General features: G+C 60.2%; 15 protein-coding genes. 14 read left to right on the forward strand and 1 reads right to left on the reverse strand.

Annotated features, from left to right (window positions below; genetic code table 11):
- Positions 1-96 precede the first annotated feature (96 nt).
- Both H8B14_RS18045 and H8B14_RS18050 read left to right on the forward strand, forming a co-directional pair.
- Positions 97-1,941, forward strand: a complete 1,845-nt coding sequence (locus H8B14_RS18045; protein WP_187317064.1) for an alpha-amylase family glycosyl hydrolase — start codon at positions 97-99, stop codon at positions 1,939-1,941.
- A 131-nt stretch (positions 1,942-2,072) separates the two neighbouring features.
- Positions 2,073-3,485 carry an MFS transporter gene (locus H8B14_RS18050; protein ID WP_261990085.1) on the forward strand — a complete coding sequence of 471 codons (1,413 nt, stop codon included), beginning with the start codon at positions 2,073-2,075 and terminating at the stop codon, positions 3,483-3,485.
- 81 nt (positions 3,486-3,566) lie between these two features.
- Here the strand turns inward: H8B14_RS18050 and H8B14_RS18055 are convergent, their stop codons facing one another.
- Positions 3,567-3,974, reverse strand: coding sequence for a hypothetical protein (locus H8B14_RS18055; RefSeq protein ID WP_187317065.1), 408 nt, complete (start codon positions 3,972-3,974; stop codon positions 3,567-3,569).
- A gap of 176 nt (positions 3,975-4,150) precedes the next feature.
- On the opposite strand from H8B14_RS18055, the gene H8B14_RS18060 reads away from it, so the two are divergent.
- From H8B14_RS18060 to H8B14_RS18115, 12 genes are all read left to right on the forward strand, one after another.
- Entirely contained in the window at positions 4,151-6,016 is a 1,866-nt protein-coding gene (locus tag H8B14_RS18060; protein ID WP_187317066.1) for a family 10 glycosylhydrolase, read from the forward strand.
- A gap of 84 nt (positions 6,017-6,100) precedes the next feature.
- Positions 6,101-9,145: a M16 family metallopeptidase gene (locus H8B14_RS18065; protein WP_187317067.1), complete on the forward strand. Its 3,045-nt coding sequence runs from the start codon at positions 6,101-6,103 to the stop codon at positions 9,143-9,145.
- A 514-nt stretch (positions 9,146-9,659) separates the two neighbouring features.
- Positions 9,660-13,073, forward strand: a complete 3,414-nt coding sequence (locus tag H8B14_RS18070) for a DUF4175 family protein (protein WP_187317068.1) — start codon at positions 9,660-9,662, stop codon at positions 13,071-13,073.
- 44 nt (positions 13,074-13,117) lie between these two features.
- Complete coding sequence (locus tag H8B14_RS18075; RefSeq protein WP_187317069.1) at positions 13,118-13,573, forward strand: ATP-binding protein; 456 nt, start codon at positions 13,118-13,120, stop codon at positions 13,571-13,573.
- Between the two features lie 25 nt (positions 13,574-13,598).
- Entirely contained in the window at positions 13,599-14,075 is a 477-nt protein-coding gene (ybeY, locus tag H8B14_RS18080; protein WP_410054465.1) for an rRNA maturation RNase YbeY, read from the forward strand.
- A gap of 240 nt (positions 14,076-14,315) precedes the next feature.
- Entirely contained in the window at positions 14,316-15,044 is a 729-nt protein-coding gene (locus H8B14_RS18085; RefSeq protein ID WP_187317071.1) for a GNAT family N-acetyltransferase, read from the forward strand.
- Positions 15,045-15,306: 262 nt separating this feature from the next.
- Complete coding sequence (gene mnmG, locus H8B14_RS18090; protein WP_187317072.1) at positions 15,307-17,175, forward strand: tRNA uridine-5-carboxymethylaminomethyl(34) synthesis enzyme MnmG; 1,869 nt, start codon at positions 15,307-15,309, stop codon at positions 17,173-17,175.
- A 184-nt stretch (positions 17,176-17,359) separates the two neighbouring features.
- A complete protein-coding gene (locus tag H8B14_RS18095; RefSeq protein WP_187317073.1) occupies positions 17,360-18,253 on the forward strand; it encodes a class I SAM-dependent methyltransferase in 894 nt (297 codons plus the stop codon).
- 4 nt (positions 18,254-18,257) lie between these two features.
- The gene (locus tag H8B14_RS18100) at positions 18,258-18,614 is read left to right on the forward strand and encodes a hypothetical protein (protein ID WP_187317074.1); all 357 of its coding nucleotides are present in this window, start codon (positions 18,258-18,260) and stop codon (positions 18,612-18,614) included.
- Positions 18,598-20,217, forward strand: coding sequence for an Ig-like domain-containing domain (locus tag H8B14_RS18105; protein WP_187317075.1), 1,620 nt, complete (start codon positions 18,598-18,600; stop codon positions 20,215-20,217). Before H8B14_RS18100 ends, H8B14_RS18105 begins: the two co-directional genes overlap by 17 nt.
- A 1,098-nt stretch (positions 20,218-21,315) precedes the next feature.
- Positions 21,316-21,807 (forward strand): DUF4385 domain-containing protein, encoded by a 492-nt coding sequence (locus H8B14_RS18110; RefSeq protein ID WP_187317076.1) that lies wholly within the window; start codon positions 21,316-21,318, stop codon positions 21,805-21,807.
- Positions 21,808-21,942: 135 nt separating this feature from the next.
- Positions 21,943-22,428, forward strand: a complete 486-nt coding sequence (locus H8B14_RS18115; protein ID WP_187317077.1) for a hypothetical protein — start codon at positions 21,943-21,945, stop codon at positions 22,426-22,428.
- Positions 22,429-22,570: the final 142 nt, after the last annotated feature.

Below are 22,570 nucleotides of genomic sequence, written 5' to 3' on the forward strand. Positions count from 1 at the left end.
GGGAGACTTATGCTGTTTGCTTGGTTAAAAGCATCTTTTCATCAACACATCAGCTCATCAAACAATCAGCACATTAACCCATATCTTACGCGGTATATGAAGAAACTCCTTCTCCCGGCTGCGGCAGTCGCCCTCACGTTGGCTGCTTTCACTCTTCCTTTCTCGCCTGATTCCACTGCCGTGTCTGACTCCGTTTCCCTGGCGGACCCCAACACCACCGACGAGGTACCCCAGGACAATAAAATCGTCATCTATCAGCTGATGACGCGCCTGTTTGGCAATAAAACCACCCTCAACAAGCCCTATGGAACCGCCCAGGAGAATGGCGTGGGCAAGTTCAACGACATCACCGATAAGGCGCTTCAGGAAATCAAGAAAATGGGCGTCAGCCACGTCTGGTACACCGGCGTGATTGAGCACGCCACCATGACCGACTTCACCAAGGCTGGCGGCCCCGGCCCCGACGATGCCGACGTGGTGAAAGGCCGCGCCGGCTCGCCCTACGCCATTAAGGACTACTATGATGTGGCTCCGGACCTGGCCGTGAACGTGAAAACGCGCATGCTCGAGTACGACGCCCTCATCAAGCGCACCCACCAGAACGGCCTGAAGGTGCTCATGGACTTCATTCCGAACCACGTGGCCCGCAGCTATAAGTCGGATGCCAAGCCAGTGGGCGTAGTGGACCTGGGCGCTACCGACGACAAAACCAAGGCTTTTGCGCCCAACAACAACTTCTACTACCTGCCCGGCCAGGCGCTGGTGGTGCCCAAAGGCGGCAACCCGCTAGGCGCGGCCCTGGGCCCCAGGGAAGACAGCAAGTTCCAGGAAAACCCCGCCAAAGCCACCGGCAACGATGTATTTTCGGCCACGCCGAAAGTAGACGACTGGTACGAAACCGTGAAGCTCAACTACGGCGTCGACTACCAGAACGGCCGCAAGCTGTACCTGCAGCCGGTGCCTGACACCTGGAAGAAAATGCGCGACATCCTGATTTTTTGGGCCAAGAAGGATGTGGACGGCTTCCGCTGCGACATGGCCGAAATGGTGCCCGTGGAGTTCTGGACCTGGGTGATTCCGGAGGTGAAGAAGGTGAAGCCCGGTATCATCTTCATTGCCGAAGCCTACACGCCCAAGGAGTACAGCCGCTACCTCAACGAAGGCAAATTCGACTTCCTCTACGACAAAGTGGGCCTCTACGACGGCCTGCGCCGCCTGATGACGGGCAGCGGCAACACCGACGACATCACCACGGTGTGGCAAAAGGAAAGCCGCGGCTTCTCGTCGAAGATGCTGCGCTTCCTGGAAAACCACGACGAGCAGCGCATTGCCTCCAAGGACTTCGCCACCGACCCGCGCACCGCCATTCCGGCCATGACCGTATCGGCCACGCTGGGCTCGGGCCCGGTGATGCTGTACTCGGGGCAGGAGGTGGGCGAGCCAGCCCTGAAGTCGGAAGGCTTTTCGGGCGAGGACGGCCGCACCACCATCTTCGACTATTGGGGCGTGCCGGAGCACCAAAAATGGATGAACGGCGGCAAGTTTGACGGCGGCAAGCTCGACGACAGCCAGAAGCAGCTGCGCGACTTCTACAGCCGCCTGTTGAACCTGGCCAGCTCCAGCGAGGCCATCCGCAAGGGCAGGTTCTACGAGCTGCAGGACGCCAACAACCTGGGCAAAAACTACGACCAGAAGCACATCTATAGCTACCTGCGCTACACCGACACCCAGCGCCTGCTGATTGTGGTGAACTTCAGCCGCGACAAAACGATGACACCTACCATTGAGATTCCGCGCGAGGTGCGCCAGCGCATGGGCCTCAATCCCGACATCTTCTGCACCTACACCGACCTGCTCAACAACACCCCGCCCACCGAATTCCTCAATCTCACGATGCCGCCGCTGAGCGCCTACGTGTTTGAAATCAAGCCAAAAAAGTGATGAGGTAATTGAGGTAATGAGGTGAATGGTTATGAAGTAGCCTGTTCTAGACTTGTCACTTCATCACCTCATCACTTCATCACTATTCGCCTCATCACTATCCTTCCAAAATTCCCCCAACTTCTTCCCGAATGGCAACCTACGCAGCGGCTGCGCCGAGCATTTCCCGCGAAAAACCCCGCCTGAGCTTCTGGCAAATCTGGAACATGAGCTTCGGCTTCTTGGGCATTCAGTTCGGCTTCGCGCTGCAGAACGCCAACGTAAGCCGCATTTTTGAAACCCTAGGCGGCACCGAAATAGCCCTCTACTGGCTGGCCGCGCCACTTACGGGCATGCTCGTGCAACCGATTATCGGCTACATGTCGGACCGGACGTGGAGTGCGAAGTGGGGGCGGCGGCGGCCGTTCTTCCTGATTGGGGCCATCCTGGCGTCGTTTGCGCTGCTGGTGATGCCCAACGTATCGGCGCTGTGGATGGCCGTGGGCATGCTCTGGATTATGGACTCCAGCATCAACATCAGCATGGAGCCTTTCCGGGCGCTGGTGGGTGATTTGCTGCCCTCGGAGCAGCGCACCACGGGCTTCGCGGCCCAGACCTTTTTTATTGGAGTAGGGGCCGTGGTAGCGTCGTCGTTGCCGTGGATGTTCACCAACTGGTTCGGCATTGCTAACACGGCCCCGGCCGGCCAGATTCCGCCGTCCGTGAAGTACGCTTTCTACATCGGGGGCGTGGTATTTTTCCTGGCTGTGCTCTGGACGGTGATGAACACCAAGGAATATCCGCCCGAAAACATGGCGGAGTTCGAGGAAGAAAAGCGCCGCACAGCCGGCTTCTGGAACGGCATCCGCGAGTCGTTCAGCGGCATCTTCCACATGCCCAAGACTATGGCTCAGTTGGCCATCGTGCAGTTTTTCTCGTGGCTGGCGCTGTTTTCGATGTGGATTTACACCACCCCCGCCGTCACGAGCCACATCTACCACACCACCGACGCTACCTCCAAGCTTTATAACGAAGGCGCCGACTGGGTGGGCATCTGCTTTGCCGTCTACAACGGTGTGTCGGCTATTGCAGCGCTGCTGCTACCGGCCATTGCCCGCGCCGCCAGCCGCCGCGTCACGCACATGCTGTGCCTAGTAGCCGGCGGGCTGGGGCTGATTTCGATTTACTTTATCCAGGACCCCAAGCTGCTGCTGCTCTCGATGGTGGGCGTAGGCATTGCCTGGGCTTCTATTCTGAGCGTGCCGTATGCCATGCTGGCTGGCGCGCTGCCGGCCAACAAAATGGGCTACTACATGGGCGTTTTCAACTTTTTCATTGTTATTCCGCAGGTAGTAGCGGGCCTGATTCTGGGCTTCTTCACCAAGTCGGTGTTCGGTGGCGAGTCGGTGTACACGCTGGTGCTGGGCGGCTGCTCCATGATTATCTCCGGGCTGCTCACGTTGCGCGTCAACGATGCTGACGACATCCGGTTGCCGGCTAACGCTACCGACGCGCCAGTCAGCCCGGCCTATGATGCGCCGGTGCAAACAGACCCGCGCGTGTGAGCTAGCACCTGATTTCGCATGAAAAAGCCCCATCTAACGCATCAGGTGGGGCTTTTTTTTGGGGTTTGATTTCGGCTTGAGTTAGCGGCCCTGCAGCCAGTTTTGAGCGGCCTGCTCTTCGGTGAAAACGCGGACCGCAACGCTTTCGAGCGTATCGGTAGCCATTTCATCGGCCAGCCGGGCATTGATCAGGTCGGCGTGGTAGGGCGCTACGAGGTAGGCCAGCCGGGGCCGGGTGCCAGGTAGAGCCGCCGCCAACGATGCCCGAAAGTTGTGCATCAGCCACCGGAAGTCAGCCGCGTTGGCCAAGCCGCGGCTGCGCAGATCAATCAGCCAACGGGCCACCTTCTCACGCTCAGCCAGCGTCAGGGCTACCTGGTACCCGTCGCGGTGCTCGGCCGACGTCGCCGGCCGCGTCCAGCGCAACACCAACTGGCCAAGATCGAGGCGGTGGGTGAGGAGCAGATAGTCGAGGTTGGCAACGAGCATAGAGTGGGGTAAGAGCACTACAAAGGTACACACTGCAGCGGGCCAAACGTAGCGGGCTCAGATGAATAATGGATGAAGTTCCGGCTATTATTCGGGGGGCTCCTTCTATCTTAGGAGCAGCCTCGCCGCCGCGGCGTTGCATCCATCCTGTTTTTTTCCATCCCACCCTTCTTCTTATGTTTACACGCTACGCATACCAGTATTTCACGTGCTGGGCGCATGGCCTCACGCTGGCGGCACTGCTGCTGCTGGGAGCTACTGCTCAGGCCCAAACGCTTTCCGCCCCGCCCAAACGCGAGCTGCGGGCCGCCTGGGTAACTCATGTGTTCAACCTCGACTGGCCCAGCCGCAAAACCCTGACGCCGGCCCAGCAGCGGCAGGAGTTTGAAGCTATTCTGGACAGCCACCGGCAAAACGGCATGAACGCCGTGGTGGTGCAGGTGCGGTCTGCCGCCGACGCCCTGTACCCCAGCACGCTGGAACCCTGGAGCGAGTGGCTGACCGGCACCCAGGGCCAGGCGCCCAGCCCGCCCTACGACCCGCTGGCCTTTATGGTGCGCGAAAGCCACCGCCGCGAGCTGGAGTTTCATGCCTGGCTGAACCCCTACCGGGCCCTCACCAACGCCAATTCAACCAGTGTGGTAGCACCCAACCACGTTACGGTGCTACACCCCGACTGGGTGGTGCCCTACGGCACGCTGCGGGTGCTCAACCCCGGTCTGCCGGCCGTGCGCCAGTACCTGACCCGCGTGGTGATGGACCTGGTGCGCCGCTATGATGTGGACGCCATTCATTTCGACGATTACTTCTACCCGGCCCCGCAAACCGGCGTGGTGTTCAACGACGATGCCGCCTTTGCCGCCGACCCGCGCGGCTTCGCGGCTACCACGGCGGGCCGCGCCAACTGGCGCCGTAGCAACGTGGACATCTTCGTGAAAATGATTTCCGACAGCATCCAGAGCGTGAAGCCGTGGGTGAAGTTCGGCATCTCGCCGCCCGGCGTGTGGCGCAACGGTACCAGCGTGGGCGGCACCGCCACCACGGCTTTTCAGAGCTACTCCGACATCTTCGCCGACTCGCGCAAGTGGCTGCGCCGCGGCTGGGTTGATTACCTGGCCCCGCAGGTGTACTTCGCCATCGGGCAGACGGCGGCCAACTACAGCTTGATTGTGCCGTGGTGGAGCCAGCAGGTGAACCCCGACACCGTGCGCCACGTCTATATCGGCCAGGGCGTGTACCGCATCAGCGCCACAGCCACCGAGCCAGGCTTCCGCTCGCCCAGCCAGCTGCCTAGCCAGATCCGGCTCTTGCGGCAGCAGCCCAACGTGCAGGGCAGCATGTTCTACAAAACCACTGAGCTGCGCGCCAACCCGCTGGGCTTCGCCGACTCGTTGCGCACTAATTTCTACCGCCACCCGGCGCTGGTGCCCACCATGCCCTGGAAAGACAATGTGCCGCCCACGGCCCCCATGCAGGCCAGCATCAGCAGCAACCCCACTACCGGCCGCGTAGACCTGCGCTGGCAGCCCGGCCCCGCCGCCACCGATGGCCAGCTGGCCCGGCAGTACGTGGTGTACCGCCTGCCCGGCGGCGCCGGCCCCGTCACGGCCGCCGACCTGGCTGATCCGGCCACTATCCGCACCATCACCGATTCCACGGCCTTCCAGGACGTAGCGTCGATTGTTCCCACGCGCTACGTTCTCACGGCCCTGGACCGCCTCTACAACGAAAGCGCGCCAACCACTTTCCAGGTGCTAGCGACCGTGGCGGGCAGCAGCCGGGCAGTATTGCTGGAGCCTGCCTTCCCAAACCCCTTCAGCCTGGAAACCCACCTCGCCTTCACGCTGCCCACGGCCGGAACCGCCGACCTGCAACTGCTGGACCTGGCGGGCCGCACCGTGCAGGTGCTCAGCCGTGGCCCGCACGCTGCCGGCCGCCACGAGGTAACGCTGCGCGCCGCCGACCTGCCCGCGGGCCTGTATGTGGTGGTGCTGCGCACTGCCGATGGCACTGCGCGGCAACGGCTCGTTCTGGCGCGGTAGGGGGGTGAGGCCCATGCAGCCTCTGAGTTGCGCAAGAGTCTATTGCGCGTATTTTCACGCCTTCATCTACCTATTCCTTCCCCAATGACCTTTAAACCACTTTGGCTGCTGAGCTTGGGTCTGGCCCTGACTGCCCAACCGGTGGCTGCCCAGCAAAAAACGGCGGCCAAACCTGCTACGGCCTCGGCCACCGGCACCCGCCTCGTAGAGAAAGTGACCCGCAAGGGCTCTGAGCTGGTAATTCCGTACGAAAAATACGTGCTACCCAACGGCCTCACGCTGCTCATCCACGAAGACCACTCCGACCCGCTGGCCCACATAGACGTGACCTACCACGTAGGCTCAGCCCGCGAAACTATTGGCAAGTCGGGCTTTGCCCACTTCTTCGAGCACATGATGTTCCAGGGCTCCGACCACGTAGCCGACGAGCAGCACTTCAAGCTCGTGACGTCGTCGGGCGGCACGCTGAACGGTACCACCAACCGCGACCGAACCAACTACTTTGAAACCGTGCCCAGCAACCAGCTGGAAACCGCGCTGTGGCTGGAGTCGGACCGCATGGGCTTCCTATTGGATGCCGTGACGCAGCAGAAGTTTGAGGTGCAGCGCTCCACCGTGAAAAACGAGCGGGGCCAGAACTACGACAACCGCCCTTACGGTCTGGCCTCCGAAAACGTGTCCAAGACGCTGTACCCATATGGCCACCCGTATTCGTGGATGACCATCGGCTACCTCGAAGACCTGGACCGTTCCAACGTCGACGACCTGAAGAACTTCTTTTTGCGCTGGTACGGCCCCAACAACGCCACCGTAACGGTGGGCGGCGACGTGAAGCCGGCCGAAGTGGTGAAGCTGGTGGAGAAATACTTCGGCAGCATCCAGCGGGGCCCGGCCGTGCAGAACATGAAGCTGCCCGCGCCCGTGCTGACCCAGGACCGCTACGTGAGCTACCAGGACAACGTGCGCTTCCCGATGCTGCAGATGGTGTTCCCGACCGTGCCGCAGTACCACCCCGACGAGGTGGCCCTGGACGCGCTGGCCGACATCATCGGTGGCGGTAAAACGTCGTTGCTCTACAAGAACCTAATCAAAACCCAGAAGGCCGTGCAAACGCAGGCCTACCACCCCAGCTCCGAGCTGGCCGGGGAGTTTACGATGGTGGCCCTCAGCCTGCCCGGCAAAGGTCTCGACAGCACCGAAGCCATTGTGCGCAAAACGCTGGTGGAGTTCGAGAAGCGCGGCGTGACTGACGACGACGTGGCCCGCTTCAAGGCCTCGCGGGAGGCCAGCGTGGTGAACGGCCTAGCCAGCGTGAGCGGCAAGGTGAGCCAGCTGGCCGCCTACCAGACCTACGTGGGCAACCCCAACCGCCTGCCTCAGGAGCTGCAGCGCATCCGCAGCCTCACCAAAGCCGATGTCCAGCGCGTGTACAACCAGTACATCAAAGGCAAGAAAGCCGTGGTCCTGAGCGTGATACCAAAAGGCAGCAACGCTCTGGTAGCCAAGGCCGACAACTACACCGTGAGCAAGGAAGGCTACAAAGCCCCCGCTACCGATGAGTACGCTAACCTGAAATACGTGAAGGCCACCGACAGCTTTGACCGGGCCGTGCAGCCGAAAGGCGGCGCCAACCCCGTAGTGCAGGTGCCCACCGTGTGGCGGACGGATTTCGACAACGGCCTGCGCATCATCGGCAACCGCAACGCCGAAATTCCAACCGTGACCATGCTGCTCAACATCAGCGGCGGCCACCGCCTGGAGCAGCAGAACCCCAACAAAGCCGGCATTGCCTCGCTCACAGCTTCTATGCTGGAAGAGGGCACCCAGAAATACACCGGCGAGCAGTTTGCCGGCGCCCTGGAGAAGCTGGGCAGCGACGTGCAGACCTACGCCGGCGACGACAACACAACTGTTGTAATCCGGAGCCTCACCAAAAACCTGCCCGCCACGCTGGCGCTGGTAGAAGAAATGCTGCTGCGTCCGCGCTTCGCTCAGGCTGATTTCGACCGCCTCAAGAAGCAGACCTTGGAAGGCATTGCCAACCAGAGTACGCAGCCGGTAGCAATTGCCAACAACACCTATGCCCGCTTGCTCTACGGCCCCGGCAGCGTGATGAGCGTGCCGACTTCGGGCTCGACTACCTCGGTGCAGGGCATCACGCTCGATGAGGTGAAGCAGTTCTACCAGCAGAACTACGCGCCCAACGTGAGCTACCTGACCGTGGTAGGCGACGTGGACCAGAAGGACTTGCTGCCGCGCCTGAACTTCCTGAAAACCTGGGGCCGCAAGGCCGTGACCATCCCGGCCGGCCCCGCCGCCGAGCAGCCCGACAAGACGCGCATCTACTTCGTAAACAAGGACGGCGCCGCGCAGTCGGAAATCCGGGTGGGCTACCTCACGCCGCTCACCTACGATGCCACCGGCGACTACTACCGCGCTTACCTGGCCAACTACATCCTGGGCGGCGCCTTCAACTCGCGCATCAACCTGAACCTGCGCGAAGACAAAGGCTACACCTACGGTGCCCGCTCGGGCTTCCAGGGCAGCCGCTTCGTGGGCCCCTATACGGCCCAGGCCGGCGTACGTGCCGATGCCACGGCGGCTTCGGTGAAGGAGTTCGTGAAGGAAATCAAGAACTACCGCGACGGTGCCACCGACGAAGAACTGCAGTTCCTGCAGGCTTCCGTGGGCCAGAGCGACGCCCTGAAGTATGAAACCGGCCAGCAGAAGGCCGCCTTCCTAGGCCGCCTGTTGGAATACGATCTGCCCACCAACTACGTGAGCAAGCAAAGCGAAATCCTGAAGGCCCTGAAAAAGGAAGACCTGCAGGCCAGCGCCCAGAAGTACCTGCCCATCGACCAGATGTACATCGTGGTAGTCGGCGACCGGGCCAAGGCTTTCCCGGGCCTCTCGGAACTGGGCTACGAAGTAGTGGAGCTGGATTTGAACGGTAACCGCGTGGCTACTACGCCAGCCCCCGCTGCTGCTGCAACACCCACGCCCGCAGCTGGCGCCCCGGTGGTACCGGCCGGCACCGAGAAGGTGAAAACCGTGAAGAAAGGCAAGGAAGGCAAAGAGAAGCGCAAGCAGAAAACCTCTGCCGACGGCACCGCCGGTAAAGGCGAGTAACGCTCTTTAAATTCCAGAAAAAAAGCCCGATTTCAGCTGGAATCGGGCTTTTTTATTATTTCTCATCCGCGGGAACTTCGCGCTGTGGGGTGGGGTTGTCGCGGGCCTGCAGGCTACACTTAGTTTCGTTTCTATGCTCCCAACTTCTCCGCCCAATCACCTGCATACTCTGGATGAGCATGATGTTGCAGCGTCTCAGTCGCAGCGGCGCATCGTCCCCATTGTAGGCTATATACTCCTGCTACTGCTGCTACTGTATGTGCTGTACAACAGCAGTATACAGGAACCGGTATCAAACGGAAAACCCGCTAAAAAGCTCTGGCACATCAGCCAGGGCTTTTTTTATGCCTGATGCTGACTGCTGGTCTGACGGCGGTGGCTGTCCGATTGGTTACCATATGGGCCGCTATTTCCGGAACCGGTGCGCACCAAACCCGGTTGTAGCGGCGGTGGGCGTGCAGCCCGCGCTGCTTAATCCGTATCTTTCCCCGGAGGCCAATAGAGGCCGTTGGATATGCCTGTGTCGCAAGAATCGTCTGCTACTACATCTGCCTTGCGTGAAGTGCTGGCCCGGCTGGAGGCCTTCAAGCGCAAATTCTACCTGAGCTTGCTGGTGCGTGGGGCCCTGGTGGCCGGCGCGCTGCTGCTGAGCTTGTTCTTGGTGCTCAACCTGCTCGAATACTTCCTGTACCTGCCTACCTGGGTGCGGGGCGGGCTGCTGTTTGGGTTTCTGGGGCTGGTGGTATACACGTTTATGCGCTGGATCTGGCAGCCGCTGGCCGCCCTCACCAACCTACGCCGTTTGCTCAGCGACGAGCAGGCCGCCCAGCGCGTGGGGGAGTTGTTTCCGGATGTGCAGGACAAGTTGCTGAACGCGCTGCAACTCCAGGATCAGGCCAAAGGCAACGCCCTGATTGCGGCCAGCTTGGAGCAACGCGCCGGCCAGCTGGCGGGCGTACAGTTCGAAAATGGCATCAATATCCGGCAGCAAACCCGGCCGCTGTGGAAGTACGTGGCCGTGCCGGCCCTCGTGATTATGGCCGTGCTGCTGGTGTACCCGGCGTTTTTCGTGCAGGGCACGGCCCGCATACTCAACTACCGCCAGAAATACGCGCCACCGGCCCCGTTCCGATTCATCATTGAAAACAAAGTCCTTACCGCTTTCAAAGGCGAAGATTTCAAGCTACAGGTGGCGGTGGAAGGCGAGGCGCTGCCCAACGACGTCACGATTGAGTACGGCGGCCGGGAGCGGCATCTGGTGCAGGACCGGCCTGGCCACTTCAGCTACCAGTTTCAGCAGCTGCAGCAGGACGTGGCGTTTCAGCTGGCCGCCGCTGATGTTACGTCCGAGGACTACGACCTGCGCTTGCGCCAGCGTCCCAACCTGCGCGACTTTCAGGTGGACGTGACGTATCCGGCCTACCTGGGCAAGCCCACCGAAACCATCCGCAACACCGGCAACCTCACTGTGCCCGAGGGCAGCACCGTGCGCTGGCGCTTTGCTACGCAGGCCACCGAGCAGCTACAGCTGCTGTTCCAGAACCCCGACGTGACGCTGAATGCCGCCCGCGACGAAGACGCCTTCACGGCTACGCGGGTGGTGAGCCGCACCCAGAATTACGCTGTGCGTTTGCGCAACCCGGCCAGCCTCAACCGTGACCCAATCGAGTACCAGCTCACGGCCATTGCCGACCAGGGCCCGGAAATTAGTCTGGAGTCTTTCCCCGACACCACCTCGCTGCGCTACCTGGCCCTCGGCGGCAACCTGCGCGACGACTACGGCCTCTCGCGGTTGCAGCTGCATTACCGCCTCACCAGCAAGGCCCGACCCAACGCGGCGTATCAGGCGCGGGCGTTGCCGCTGGCGCGCGGGCCGGTGCAGGCCTACGCCTACCAGTGGGATTTGCGCTCCTTGAAAATGCAGCCCGGCGACCGGCTAGAGTACTTCGTGCAGGTCTGGGACAACGACGGCGTGCACGGCCCCAAGTCGGCGCGCACGCGGGCGGCGGAGTTCCGGCTGCCCAGCCGCACCGAGCTGCGCGAACAGCTGAACTCGCAGGCCGAGTCGGTGCAGAGCCAGCTCAGCAAAGCCAGCGAGCAAAGCAAGAAGCTGGAGCGCGAGCTGGCCAAAAGTCAGGACAAGCTCAAGACCAAGCGCGACCTGAATTTCCAGGACCGCAAGCAGCTGCAGGATATGCTGGAACAGAAGCAGCAGATGGACCAGCAGATGCAGGACATGAAAAAGCTGTTTGACGAGCTGACGCAGAAGCAGGACGAGCTAGACCCCAAAAGCCAGGAGCTGGCCGAGAAAGCCCAGGAGCTGCAGAAGCTGATGGAAAGCCTGCTCGACCCGGAAACCAAGAAGCTTTACGACGAGTTGCAGAAGCTGCTGGAAAAGCAGCAGGACATGACCCAGCCCGACATGCAGAAACTGCTGCAGCAACTCGAAAACAAGGAAAATACCTTGCAGAAAGAGCTGGAGCGCGCCCTCGAAATGTTCAAGCAGCTGCAGTTCGAGCAGAAGCAGGAAGCCGCCCTCGACAAGCTGGAGCAGCTAGCCAAAGACGAGCAGAAGCTGGCCGACGACACCCAGAAAAACGACAAGCAGAACCCCGACAACAAGCTCAACAATGAGCAGCAAAAGGCCAAAAACGACCAGCTTCAGAAAGAGCAGCAGCAAAAGCAGCAGGAGTTCAATGAGCTGAAGAAAGACCTGCAGGACCTCAAGAAGATGGACGACCAACTCGGCAACGAAAACGGCGCCGACGAAATGAAGCCCGAGCAGGAGCAGGTAGATGAGCAGATGCAGGAAGGCGAGCAGCAGCTAGGCAAAAACCAGAACCAGAAAGCCAGCCAGAGCCAGAAGCAGGCCGCCCAGAAGATGCAGCAGATGGCCCAGAAGATGAAGCAGCAGATGAGCGAGGAGGAGCAGGACCAGCAGCAGGAAAACATCGACGACCTGCGCGACATCCTCGAAAACCTGCTCAAGCTCAGCTTCGACCAGGAGGCCCTGGCCAAGGACTTCCGCCGCGTCGACCAGAGCGACCCGCGCTTCGTGCAGCTCAGCCAAACCCAGCGCAAGCTCAAAGACGACGCCCGCGTGGTGCAGGACTCCTTGTATGCGCTGGCCAAGCGCGCCTTCCCGATTCAGAGCTTTATCACGCGGGAAGTGGGCGAGATGAATGGCCGCATGGACGAAAGCCTCGACCACATCCGGCAGCGCGACGTGGGCCGCGCCACCGCCAGCCAGCAGCAAGCCATGACCAGCATGAACAACTTGGCCCTGATGCTGAACTCGGCGTTGCAGCAGATGCAGCAGGACCAGCGCGAAAGCCAGAGCCAGCAGCAGCAGGGGGGAGGCAAGCCCGGCAAAAAGAAGAAAAAAGGCAGCAGCGCCGGCGAAGGCCAGCTCGGCAAGATGCAGCAGCAGCTCAACCAACAGATTCAGCAGCTGCAGCAAAGCGGCAAAACCGGCCGCGCCCTGAGCGAGGACCTGGCGAAGCTGGCGGCCCAGCAGCAGATGCTGCGCCAAGCGCTGCAGGAGTTGGAAAAACAGCAAAAAGGCAGCAAGCCCGGCCAAAAAGATGGCAAAGGGGAAGCCGGCGGTGGCGGCACCGGCGAGGCGAAAAAATTAATGGAACAAACCGAAACCGACCTCGTAAACAAGCGGCTGACGGAGCAGACTGTTCTGCGTCAGCGTCAAATCCTTACCCGTTTGCTGGAGGCCGAGAAATCGGCCCGGGAGCGGGACCAGGAAGAGAAGCGTGAAGCCCAGACTGCTCAGAATCGTCCACCTGTGTTTCCACCTGCCTTTAATCAGTACAAACGCCAGAAAGATCGTCAGACCGAGCTGCTGCGCACCGTGCCACCGGCCCTCACGCCCTACTATCAGCGGGAGGTAAGTGAATATTTTCAGAAAATGAAATAACCACTCGCTAAGTTTGCGCCCCGCCGCTCCCTCAACACTACCTAATGAAGCAAGTTAAAATCCAGATTCCTTCCCTCGTTGAGAACATCCGCGTAGTGGAAAGCTTTATCGACAATTCGAAAGATGCCTTCCAGATCGAAGACGACATCTACGGCAACATCATGGTTGCCGTCACGGAGGCAGTTAATAATGCTATCCGCCACGGCAACAAGTTCGATAAAGACAAAAACGTATACCTCTCGCTGTACGCCGACCACACCAAAGTGCGCTTTGAAGTAGAGGACGAAGGGCAAGGCTTTGACTATACCAACCTGATTGACCCCACGGCGCCCGAAAACCTGGAAAACCCTGGTGGCCGCGGCATCTTTTTGATTCGCCACCTCGCCGACGAAGTGGAGTTCCAAAAAGACGGCCGCAATGTGCAGCTCACGTTCTTGCTGCCCGCGCCTTCCACCGATTCTGATTCGGCCGTCAACGGCTCTGAAATACACTCTCACTAACCAGCCAGCCGCGGCAATGAGTGAAATGCCAGCCCCACACAACGACCAGGACGACGATGATTTCGGCCGCGACGAAGGTGCGGGCATCGAGTTTTTGGTGGAGGATGTCGATTTTAAAGTCGCCGACGCCGAGGAGTTAACGTCCTGGATTGAGCGGGTGGCGGAAGTGCACGAGTATGAAATCGTGCAGCTCACCTACATTTTCTGCTCCGACGAATACCTGCACAAAGTGAACGTGGAGTACCTCGACCACGACACCTACACCGACGTCATCACCTTCGACAACGCCGACGACGCCGACATCATCGAGGGCGACATCTTCATTTCGGTGGACCGGGTGCGTGAAAACGCCGTGACTCACGGCGTCACGTTCCGCGACGAGCTGCACCGCGTCATGATTCATGGAGTGCTGCACCTGCTCGGTTATGCCGATAAGGACCTACTCAGCCAGACCGCCATGCGTAAAAAGGAAGACGACTGCCTCTCATTGCGCACGTTCTAAGCTGTATTGCTTTAAGTACATAGAAACGCCCGCCATTAGGTGGGCGTTTTTTGTTGATTGGTTTATGTATTGATTACCAGTTAATAAAAGAACGTCATGCTGAGCTTGCCAAAGCATCTCTACTGAGGGTAATCAATTGCTACCGCAACGAAGCGGGAGAGATGCTTCGGCAAGCTCAGCATGACGTTCTTTTGTATTCTGATTGCCCCAAATGCCCCCAACTATCTTGGCTACTCTGCTATGTCTGCTACCTCACATCCTATCCGCATCATTCCCGGCCCAGCGCTGGACTACTACTTGGGGCAGGGGTATTACCGGATGCACCAGGACCTGTTTACCTGCCGGTTCCTACCCATCGAAAACGAGCTGTACACAGTGCACTGGCTGCGGCTGGAGCTGGCCCGCGTGCACTACGGCCCCGAGCAGCGCCGCCTGCTGCGCCTGGCCGAGCGGTTCACGGTAGTGCGACGGCCGTTTCGGCTCACGGCGGAGTTGGAGGAACTGTACGCCGCCTACCGCCAGTCCATCACCTTTGATGCCCCGCCCACGGTAGAGGCTTTTCTGCTGGCCGGCTCCACCCACAACGTGTTCAGCACGGAGGTGCTGGAAATCCGGGACGGGGCGCGGCTGGTGGCGGCCGGCATCTTCGATAACGGGGCCCGCACGCTGGCCGGCATCATGAACTTCTACCACCCCGAGTACCGCAAATTCAGTTTGGGCAAGGTGCTGATGCTGCTAAAGCTGGAACACGCCAAGGCGCTGGGTCACTTCTATTACTATCCCGGTTACGTGGTCCACAACTACCCCAAGTTCGACTACAAGCTGTTCCCCTGCCCGGCCGCCACGGAGGTGTTCGACTGCCTGACCGGGCAATGGCTGCCGTTTTCCTGGCCAGAAGTAAACCGCCAAGCGGCGGAGTTGATGACTGATTGGAACGAGGACGACTTCGCGCCCGACGACGAAGCGTAAGTGCCGGGCCGCGCAAAAACGCGCCGTTCTGCGTATCTTTGCGCACGTTTTGAGCGTGTTGCGTAGGGCATTCGGCCACGGTTTTCCTGACAAAGCGCCTGCCACCTGCGGGCGTTTTCTGTTTAACCGTAGCGCGAACTTTCCCCCCGGTGCAGTCTGTTTCCTGCAAACGGTCTGCGCAACGCAGCAACGGCCAGCCGCATTGGTTGGCTGCCAGCAACACGCCGCTCAAACCGCCCAGTTAGCTTAAATCCGCGAATTCATGTTTCAGCAAGAAGAATACGACGTCATTGTAGTAGGAGCCGGGCACGCCGGCTGTGAGGCCGCCGCCGCGGCCGCCAACATGGGCTCCAAGGTCCTGCTGGTGACGATGAACATGAACACCATCGCGCAGATGTCGTGCAACCCGGCCATGGGCGGGGTGGCCAAGGGACAGATTGTGCGCGAGGTGGACGCGCTGGGCGGCCAGTCGGGCATCATCACCGACAAAACCATGATTCAGTTCCGGATGCTGAACCGCTCCAAAGGCCCCGCCATGTGGAGCCCCCGGGCGCAGTCGGACCGCATGCGCTTTGCCGAGGAGTGGCGCCTGACGCTGGAGCAGACCCCCAACGTAGATTTCTGGCAGGAAGCCGTGACGGGTCTCGTGGTGGAAGACGGCGTGTGCGTGGGCGTAAAAACCCAGCTTGGCATTGAGTTCCGCGGCAAGTCGGTGGTGCTCACCAACGGCACGTTCCTGAACGGCCTCATCCACATCGGGGAGAAGCAGTTTGGCGGTGGCCGCGCCGCCGAGAAAGGCAGCACCGGTATCACCGAGCAGCTGCTAGAGCTGGGCTTCGAGGCCGGACGCATGAAAACCGGCACCCCGCCCCGCGTAGACGGCCGCAGCCTCGATTACAGCAAAATGGAAGAACAGGCCGGCGACGAAGTACCCAGCAAGTTTTCCTACCTCGATACGCCCGCGCTGCGCAACCAGCGCCCGTGCTACATCACCTACACCAACTCCGAAGTCCACGAAATCCTGAAGGAAGGCTTTGAGAAGTCGCCGATGTTCCAGGGCCGCATCAAGGGCCTGGGGCCGCGCTACTGCCCCTCGGTGGAGGACAAAATCAACCGCTTCGCCGATAAGGACCGCCACCAGATTTTCGTGGAGCCCGAGGGTTGGAGCACGGTGGAAGTGTACGTGAACGGCTTTTCGAGCAGCCTGCCCGAGGACGTGCAGTACCGCGCGCTGCGCAAGATTGCCGGCTTCGAAAACGCCAAGATGTTCCGGCCCGGCTACGCCATCGAGTACGACTTCTTCCCGCCGACGCAGCTCCAACTCACCCTGGAAACCAAGCGGATCCAGAACCTGTATTTCGCGGGCCAGATCAACGGCACCACAGGCTACGAGGAGGCCGCCTGCCAGGGTTTGATGGCCGGCATCAACGCCCACAACAAGGTGCACGGCAAGGCGCCATTCGTGCTCAAGCGCAGCGAGGCTTACATTGGCGTGCTCATCGACGACCTCGTGAACAAGGGCACCGACGAGCCCTACCGCATGTTCACGAGCCGCGCCGAGCACCGCCTGCTGCTGCGCCAGGACAACGCCGACCTACGCCTCACGCCGCTGGGCTACGAATTGGGTCTGGCCTCGGAGGAGCGCATGCAGCTGGTGCGCGAAAAGGAGCAGCAGACCAAGGAAGTAGCCAAGCTGCTGAAGAACTTCGGCATCGAGGCTGCGGACATCAACCCCTGGCTCACGGAAATCGGCTCGGCCGTCATCAGCGAGAAAACTCGCGCCGTAAACTTGCTGCGCCGCCCCGGCATCGAGCTGCCGGCCCTGGCCCGCGTACTGCCCGAGCTCACGCTGGCCCTGGCCCCGTACCGCCCCGACGCGCTGGAGCAGGCCGAAATTCTGGTGAAGTACGAGGCCTACCTGGAGAAGGAACACCAGCAGGCCGCCCGCGTGCAGGAGCTGGAAAACTTCGTCATCCAGGGCCGCCTCGACTACACCGCTATGCCCGCCCTCTCGCACGAAGCCCGCGAGAAGTTGCTCAAAGTCCAGCCCGAAACCTTGGGCCAGGCCAGCCGCATCAGCGGCGTAAGCCCAGCCGACGTGTCGGTGCTGATGGTATATTTGGGACGGTAGTTCTTGTCATCCTGAGCGGAGCGAAGGACATTATCACGTCAGCACGACGAAAGAACGAGTCGTTCCAATGTGATAAGGTCCTTCGCTCCGCTCAGGATGACAGAAGCACAAAACCAAAGCGGCCGGCTTCTTTGCGCAGGTTGGTCGTCGCAATCAGCGGAATCAACATAATCAGCGAGCATCTGTGATTTACGAGCGTTTGGAGAAGTGCCCGGTTTGCGGCAAAACGGAGTTTCGCAACAAGCTGGTGGTCGAGGATAAGTCAGTCAGCAAGGAGAGTTTCGCCATTCAGCAGTGCGAGGCGTGCACATTCCAGTTCACCAACCCCCGGCCCGACGCCGCCCATATCGGCCGCTATTACGAGTCGGACGAGTATGTGTCGCACAACAGCGGGGCAGGAGGGGTGATCAACCAGGCCTACAAAGTAGCGCGCTTCTTCACGATGCGCCGTAAAGTGGGGCTGCTCAACAAGCTGGCCCCGCGCAAAGGCCGCCTCTTCGACTACGGCTGCGGCACGGGGCACTTTCTGGCCGCCGCCAAGGCCGATGGCTGGCAGGTGGCCGGCTGGGAGCCCAATGCCCGGGCCCGGGAGGATGCTACCGAGCGGGTAGGGCAGCCAGTAGGCACCGAGAGTCTGGTGACGTATCAGGCGGGTTCGTTCGATGCCATTACGCTCTGGCACGTGCTCGAACACGTTCATAGCCTGAACGAAACCCTCACCCAGCTCATCAGCTTGTTGAAGCCCGACGGCGTGCTGCTGATTGCGGTACCGAACGTGGACAGCCTCGACGCGCAGCACTACCGCCAGGACTGGGCCGCTTACGATGTGCCGCGCCACCTCTACCATTTCAGCTCCAAAACCATGACCCAGCTGCTCAAAAAGCATAAAATGCAGGTGATGGAAACGCTGCCGATGGCCCTGGATGCCTACTACGTGAGCATGCTCAGCGAAAAGCACCGCGCCGAGCGCAACGGCGGCATGCTGGCCGTGCTGAAGGCCGGCTACAAGTCCAACCAGTATGCCGAGCAGCACGAAGGGCAGTATTCGAGCCTGATTTACGTGGCCACCAAACGTTGAGTCTATGCGCACGCCGGCAGCCCTGGTACTCGGACTCCTGCTGGCCGCCGGGCCATTGCCCGGCCGGGGAGGCAGGGTAGGGGAGGGGCTACCGCGCTGGCTTTCAACTACCGGGCCGCTGCCACTGCCGGCGCATACGGCCCGGCCCCCATCCGGCGTTATGGCGGCCACGCATCTGCCCGATACTAGCCGGCGCCCTCCGGCCGACACGCTTCGGCAGCGCCCTGCCCTGGTGCCCGACCCGCCTTCGTCGGTGACTGACGACGACAAGCCGACCCGCAAGACGGCGCTTTTTGCCGCCCTTGCGTTGGCCGTACTTACTGTTTCCACGCTTCTGCTCTACAATGTCCGCTCGCGCTAGTTTCCTGTTCCTGCTTTCGGCCGCGGCTGGTCTGGCCGGTTGCGCTTCCATCAGCTCACCGCAGGGTGGCCCGCGCGACATTCTGCCGCCCAAGCTGGTGCGCTCGGTGCCAGCCGATGGGGCCCGCAATGCCCGCACTCAGGTGGTACGGCTGGAGTTTTCGGAAGCTGTGCAGCTCAAGGATCTGCAGAAGAACCTCATCATTGCGCCCACCATCCCCGACGACAACAAGTACAAGGTGCGTGAGGAGCGCAACGCCATTTCGCTGGTGTTCGACAAGCCTCTCGACGAAAACACTACCTACTCGTTCAACTTCGGCAACGCCATCAGCGACATCACCGAAAGCCTGCCCGCTACTGATGCCCGCGTGAGCTTCAGCACCGGGGCCGTGCTGGATTCTGGGGCTGTGCAGGGCACCGTGCGCACCCTGCTCACGCAGCAACCCGCCGATGCTGCCTCCGTGCTGCTTTACCCCGAAGCCGACACGGCCGGCCTGCGCCGCGGCAAGCCTTATTACCTGGCCCGCACCGACAAAAGCGGCGTGTACAGCCTCCGTAACCTCAAGGCTGGCCGCTACCGCATCTATGCGCTGCTCGACAAAAACCAAAACACCCGCTACGACGACGGCGAGAAGATTGCCTACTTGCCCCAGCCCATTACCATTGATGCCCGGCCCGATACCGTGCGTCTGGAGCTGGTGCGCCCCGATGCCCGCCGCCCCGTAGTGAGCGGCCAGCAGGCAGCTCCAGCGCAGTTTAAGGTGAGCTACAATGAGGGTTTGCGCACGGCTACGCTGGCTTCTCTGGGTGCCGCCGCTACACCGGCGCTGGCTGAGGCCACCCAATTGCAGGAGCAGGGCCGGGCTGTGGCGCTCTTTCGCACCGCCGCCCTTACGGAAGGCCGCTACCTGCTGGCTGCCACCGACAGCGCCGGTAACACCAGCCGCGACACTATCAATGTGAAGTTCCAAGGCACGGCTCCTACCCGTCGCCCGCCGGTGTATTCGGTGGAAGGCAGCCCGCGCGAGGTGTACCGGCAGGGCGAGGTGCGCTTTGTATTCACAGAGCCGATCCGGGTGGCGGCCGGCAAACCTGCCGTGCTGCTGCAGGAAGACTCTCTCACGCGTAGGGCGCTGCCACTGGGTGCCGAGGTGAAGCTCAGCCCGGACCGCTCCCGCCTCACAGTGCTGCTCAACACCAAAGCCAAAACCACCGTCACGCTCCGTCTCGATACCGTAAACGTCACCACCATTTCGGGGCAGCGGCTGGGGGCCCGGCCGCTGCGGCTGCGCGTTACCGAGCAGTCGGGCACGGGCAGCGTGGCCGGCACCATCCAAACTAAGTATACGCGCTACGAAGTGCAACTGCTCGATGCTCAGGGCGCCGTGGCAGCCACCCTGGAAAACCCGCGCAATACATTCCGCTTCGACCGGATGGCCCCGGGCCCCTATACTATTCGGGTGCTGGTTGATGCCAACGCCGATGGCCGCTGGAGTGGTGCAGATCCGCAGTTGCTGTTGCCCGCTGAGCCGGTGTACCTGCTGCCCCAGCCCGTGCAAATCCGCGCCAACTGGGAAGTGGAAGATTTGCGCCTATCGTTTTAGCGCCTCATTCGGCAAAGTAGCCGCCCCGCAGCGTCAGGTTCTCCAGCAGACCTGTCGCCGCGGGGCGGCTTTTTCGTTGGCTTGGCTCTCATTTGTCTGCACTTCACGGCCATTGGTTTCCTCCGCCAACTCAATTTGCAGCTGCCTTACGAGTTGCCGTTTCTCTATCGAGCCCGGAGGTATGTCCGCCCTAATGGCGCATTGGAGTGGCATTGGTTAAGACAGCAGTTGCCACACTCAGCTAAGACCATGCTACTGCACTTATTGAGCGTTGCGAATGGCATATGGAACTGTTCAGAAGCGTGGAACGTGTTTTCAGGTTACTTCTTGCAGGGCATAATCTACTGTTGCGACCTATATGGCCGCTTTTCGCCATTTAATGTTCCACGGGCTGCCTGCGTTATTCACCCGGCAAAGCGCCGATTTGCTGGCTACCAGCCCCCATTGTGGCGCTATCCACATCCTAAACTGGCGTTTTCCAGCTACTGAGCCCCTTTTCCAGCCCTTGTCCACAGGTTTTACACAGCCTTATCCACTTCCAATTCAAGAAGTGGCTTAATCTGTGGATAATACTACCGCAACCTGGGGATAACGCGTGGAGAAAATTAGGATAAGTTTTTTTGCGTTTCTGGCGGCCCGTGCACCCCTGTTTCGCTATCCACAGCCGGTGGATAAGCGTGGACAACTCGCCCGGGTTTACACCACAATCCACACACCCTACAAGCTGTGGATTGTGGATTAGTGGATAAGGTGTGTGGATTGTTAAAAAGACAGTTATAATTCTTATTATCAGAGTTTTACTATCAACACACCCTGTTGACAGACGGTGCATAAACCCGAAGCTGTACACAAGTTATTCGCGCTGTGGATTACTAGTTCTGCTTGTCCACTTATAAACAGCCCTAACGATGGAGATTAAAAAGATTTCTTAAAATTTCTTCTTTTAAAAAGTTATTAACCTTGTGGACAACCCGGCCGGCCCTCAAAAAAAAGAGGCTTCCGGTTCGGCGTTTCAAATGGCAAGGCCGAAACCAAATCGGGCGCGCCGGAAACTCCGACAGCGGCGGCAGCCGTATACAGCGGGCAACTCCTTCCGCCATGCCTTTCAACTACGACCAGGATTTCAAGCACCTCAACCTGCGCGAGCAACCTGAACTGTACCGCGTGGGCAAGGGCGAGCAGGGCGTGCTGCTGGTAGAACCTTACAAAAGCGAAATTCTGCCCCACTGGCGCTTCCGCACACCAGAAGTGGCCCGCGAATCATCGGAGGTAATTTACGGGCTGTTCGAGGCGTATCTGAAGGCCCATGATTTTGTGGGAGCCGACATGGCGCGAAAGTTCCTGCAGATGGGCTTCACGCGCGCCCGGCGCTACGCCAATCACCAGGGTGGTAAAAAGTATGCGGGGCCTGTGCCGGCCGATAAGAAGGGCCAGAGCGGGGCCCACGGACGCGCCGAGCTACCCCGCACGCCCGAGGATCCGGAAAAAGCCGAAGCCGCCGCCATCTTCAAGCGCAAGTGGGACCAGGCCAAACTCCACCCCGACTACGTGCAGCAGCGCGCCGACTTCGAAGCCCGGTATGGCAAATAAGGTGTTAGTTGCTGATTGTCGGTTGTTGATTGCTAGCCGTCATCTGCCCAGGCTGAATACCAATCAGCAATCAACAACTGTCAGCCAACAACTGCCCACCAACAACTACCTTTACCACTCTTCAACCATAGCGCTATGACTCCCACAAACGCAACACCCCAGAGCCTCGACGAAAACGAAATTACGCTGGGCACCGGCATGGGGCCGCTCCGCTTCGGCGCAACCATGGATGAGGTGCGCGCCCTGATGGGTGAGCCCGAAGAAATCGAAGAGTCGGAAGACGACGACGAGTTCGAGCACCAAGCCTGGAACTACCTCGAGGAAGGCTACTCGCTGTACTTCGACCGCGAAGACGACTTCCGCCTGAGCTGCATCGAAACCGACCACCCCGGCATGCGCCTTTACGGCGAGAACATCCATGGCAAAACACCCGAAGAAATCCAGGCCCTGATGAGCCGCCACGGCCACGAAGCCAGTGAGACCGAGAAGATGGACACCGGTGAAATGCGCATTTCCTACGAGAAGGAAATGATTGACCTTTACTTTGATGAGAACGAGCTGCAGTTCGTCAACTTTGGCGTGTTTATCTCCGAAGACCTTGACGTACAGTGGCCTGCCTAAGGCGAGGTTATCCACAAAATCAGGCAGAAAACGTGTTGATAAGTGGATAAGTGGCTGATTGTGTAAGTATTTAGCATAGCTTATACTACTTACAGCTTGGAGTTATCCTCATTTCAGGTGTTACTAAAGTAGACGCCATAAA

This window comes from Hymenobacter puniceus (genome assembly GCF_014333525.1).
In the GTDB taxonomy this organism is placed as follows: domain Bacteria; phylum Bacteroidota; class Bacteroidia; order Cytophagales; family Hymenobacteraceae; genus Hymenobacter.

What these genes read in the sequence shown, in the direction of transcription:
- H8B14_RS18045 (WP_187317064.1), top strand. Translation starts at nt 97, where the DNA reads ATGAAGAAACTCCTTCTCCCGGCTGCGGCAGTCGCCCTCACGTTGGCT.
- H8B14_RS18085 (WP_187317071.1), top strand. Translation starts at nt 14,316, where the DNA reads ATGTCTGCTACCTCACATCCTATCCGCATCATTCCCGGCCCAGCGCTG.
- ybeY (WP_410054465.1), top strand. Translation starts at nt 13,599, where the DNA reads ATGCCAGCCCCACACAACGACCAGGACGACGATGATTTCGGCCGCGAC.
- H8B14_RS18070 (WP_187317068.1), top strand. Translation starts at nt 9,660, where the DNA reads ATGCCTGTGTCGCAAGAATCGTCTGCTACTACATCTGCCTTGCGTGAA.
- H8B14_RS18100 (WP_187317074.1), top strand. Translation starts at nt 18,258, where the DNA reads ATGCGCACGCCGGCAGCCCTGGTACTCGGACTCCTGCTGGCCGCCGGG.
- H8B14_RS18050 (WP_261990085.1), top strand. Translation starts at nt 2,073, where the DNA reads ATGGCAACCTACGCAGCGGCTGCGCCGAGCATTTCCCGCGAAAAACCC.
- H8B14_RS18105 (WP_187317075.1), top strand. Translation starts at nt 18,598, where the DNA reads ATGTCCGCTCGCGCTAGTTTCCTGTTCCTGCTTTCGGCCGCGGCTGGT.
- H8B14_RS18065 (WP_187317067.1), top strand. Translation starts at nt 6,101, where the DNA reads ATGACCTTTAAACCACTTTGGCTGCTGAGCTTGGGTCTGGCCCTGACT.
- H8B14_RS18060 (WP_187317066.1), top strand. Translation starts at nt 4,151, where the DNA reads ATGTTTACACGCTACGCATACCAGTATTTCACGTGCTGGGCGCATGGC.
- H8B14_RS18115 (WP_187317077.1), top strand. Translation starts at nt 21,943, where the DNA reads ATGACTCCCACAAACGCAACACCCCAGAGCCTCGACGAAAACGAAATT.
- mnmG (WP_187317072.1), top strand. Translation starts at nt 15,307, where the DNA reads ATGTTTCAGCAAGAAGAATACGACGTCATTGTAGTAGGAGCCGGGCAC.
- H8B14_RS18075 (WP_187317069.1), top strand. Translation starts at nt 13,118, where the DNA reads ATGAAGCAAGTTAAAATCCAGATTCCTTCCCTCGTTGAGAACATCCGC.
- H8B14_RS18055 (WP_187317065.1), bottom strand. Translation starts at nt 3,974, where the DNA reads ATGCTCGTTGCCAACCTCGACTATCTGCTCCTCACCCACCGCCTCGAT.
- H8B14_RS18110 (WP_187317076.1), top strand. Translation starts at nt 21,316, where the DNA reads ATGCCTTTCAACTACGACCAGGATTTCAAGCACCTCAACCTGCGCGAG.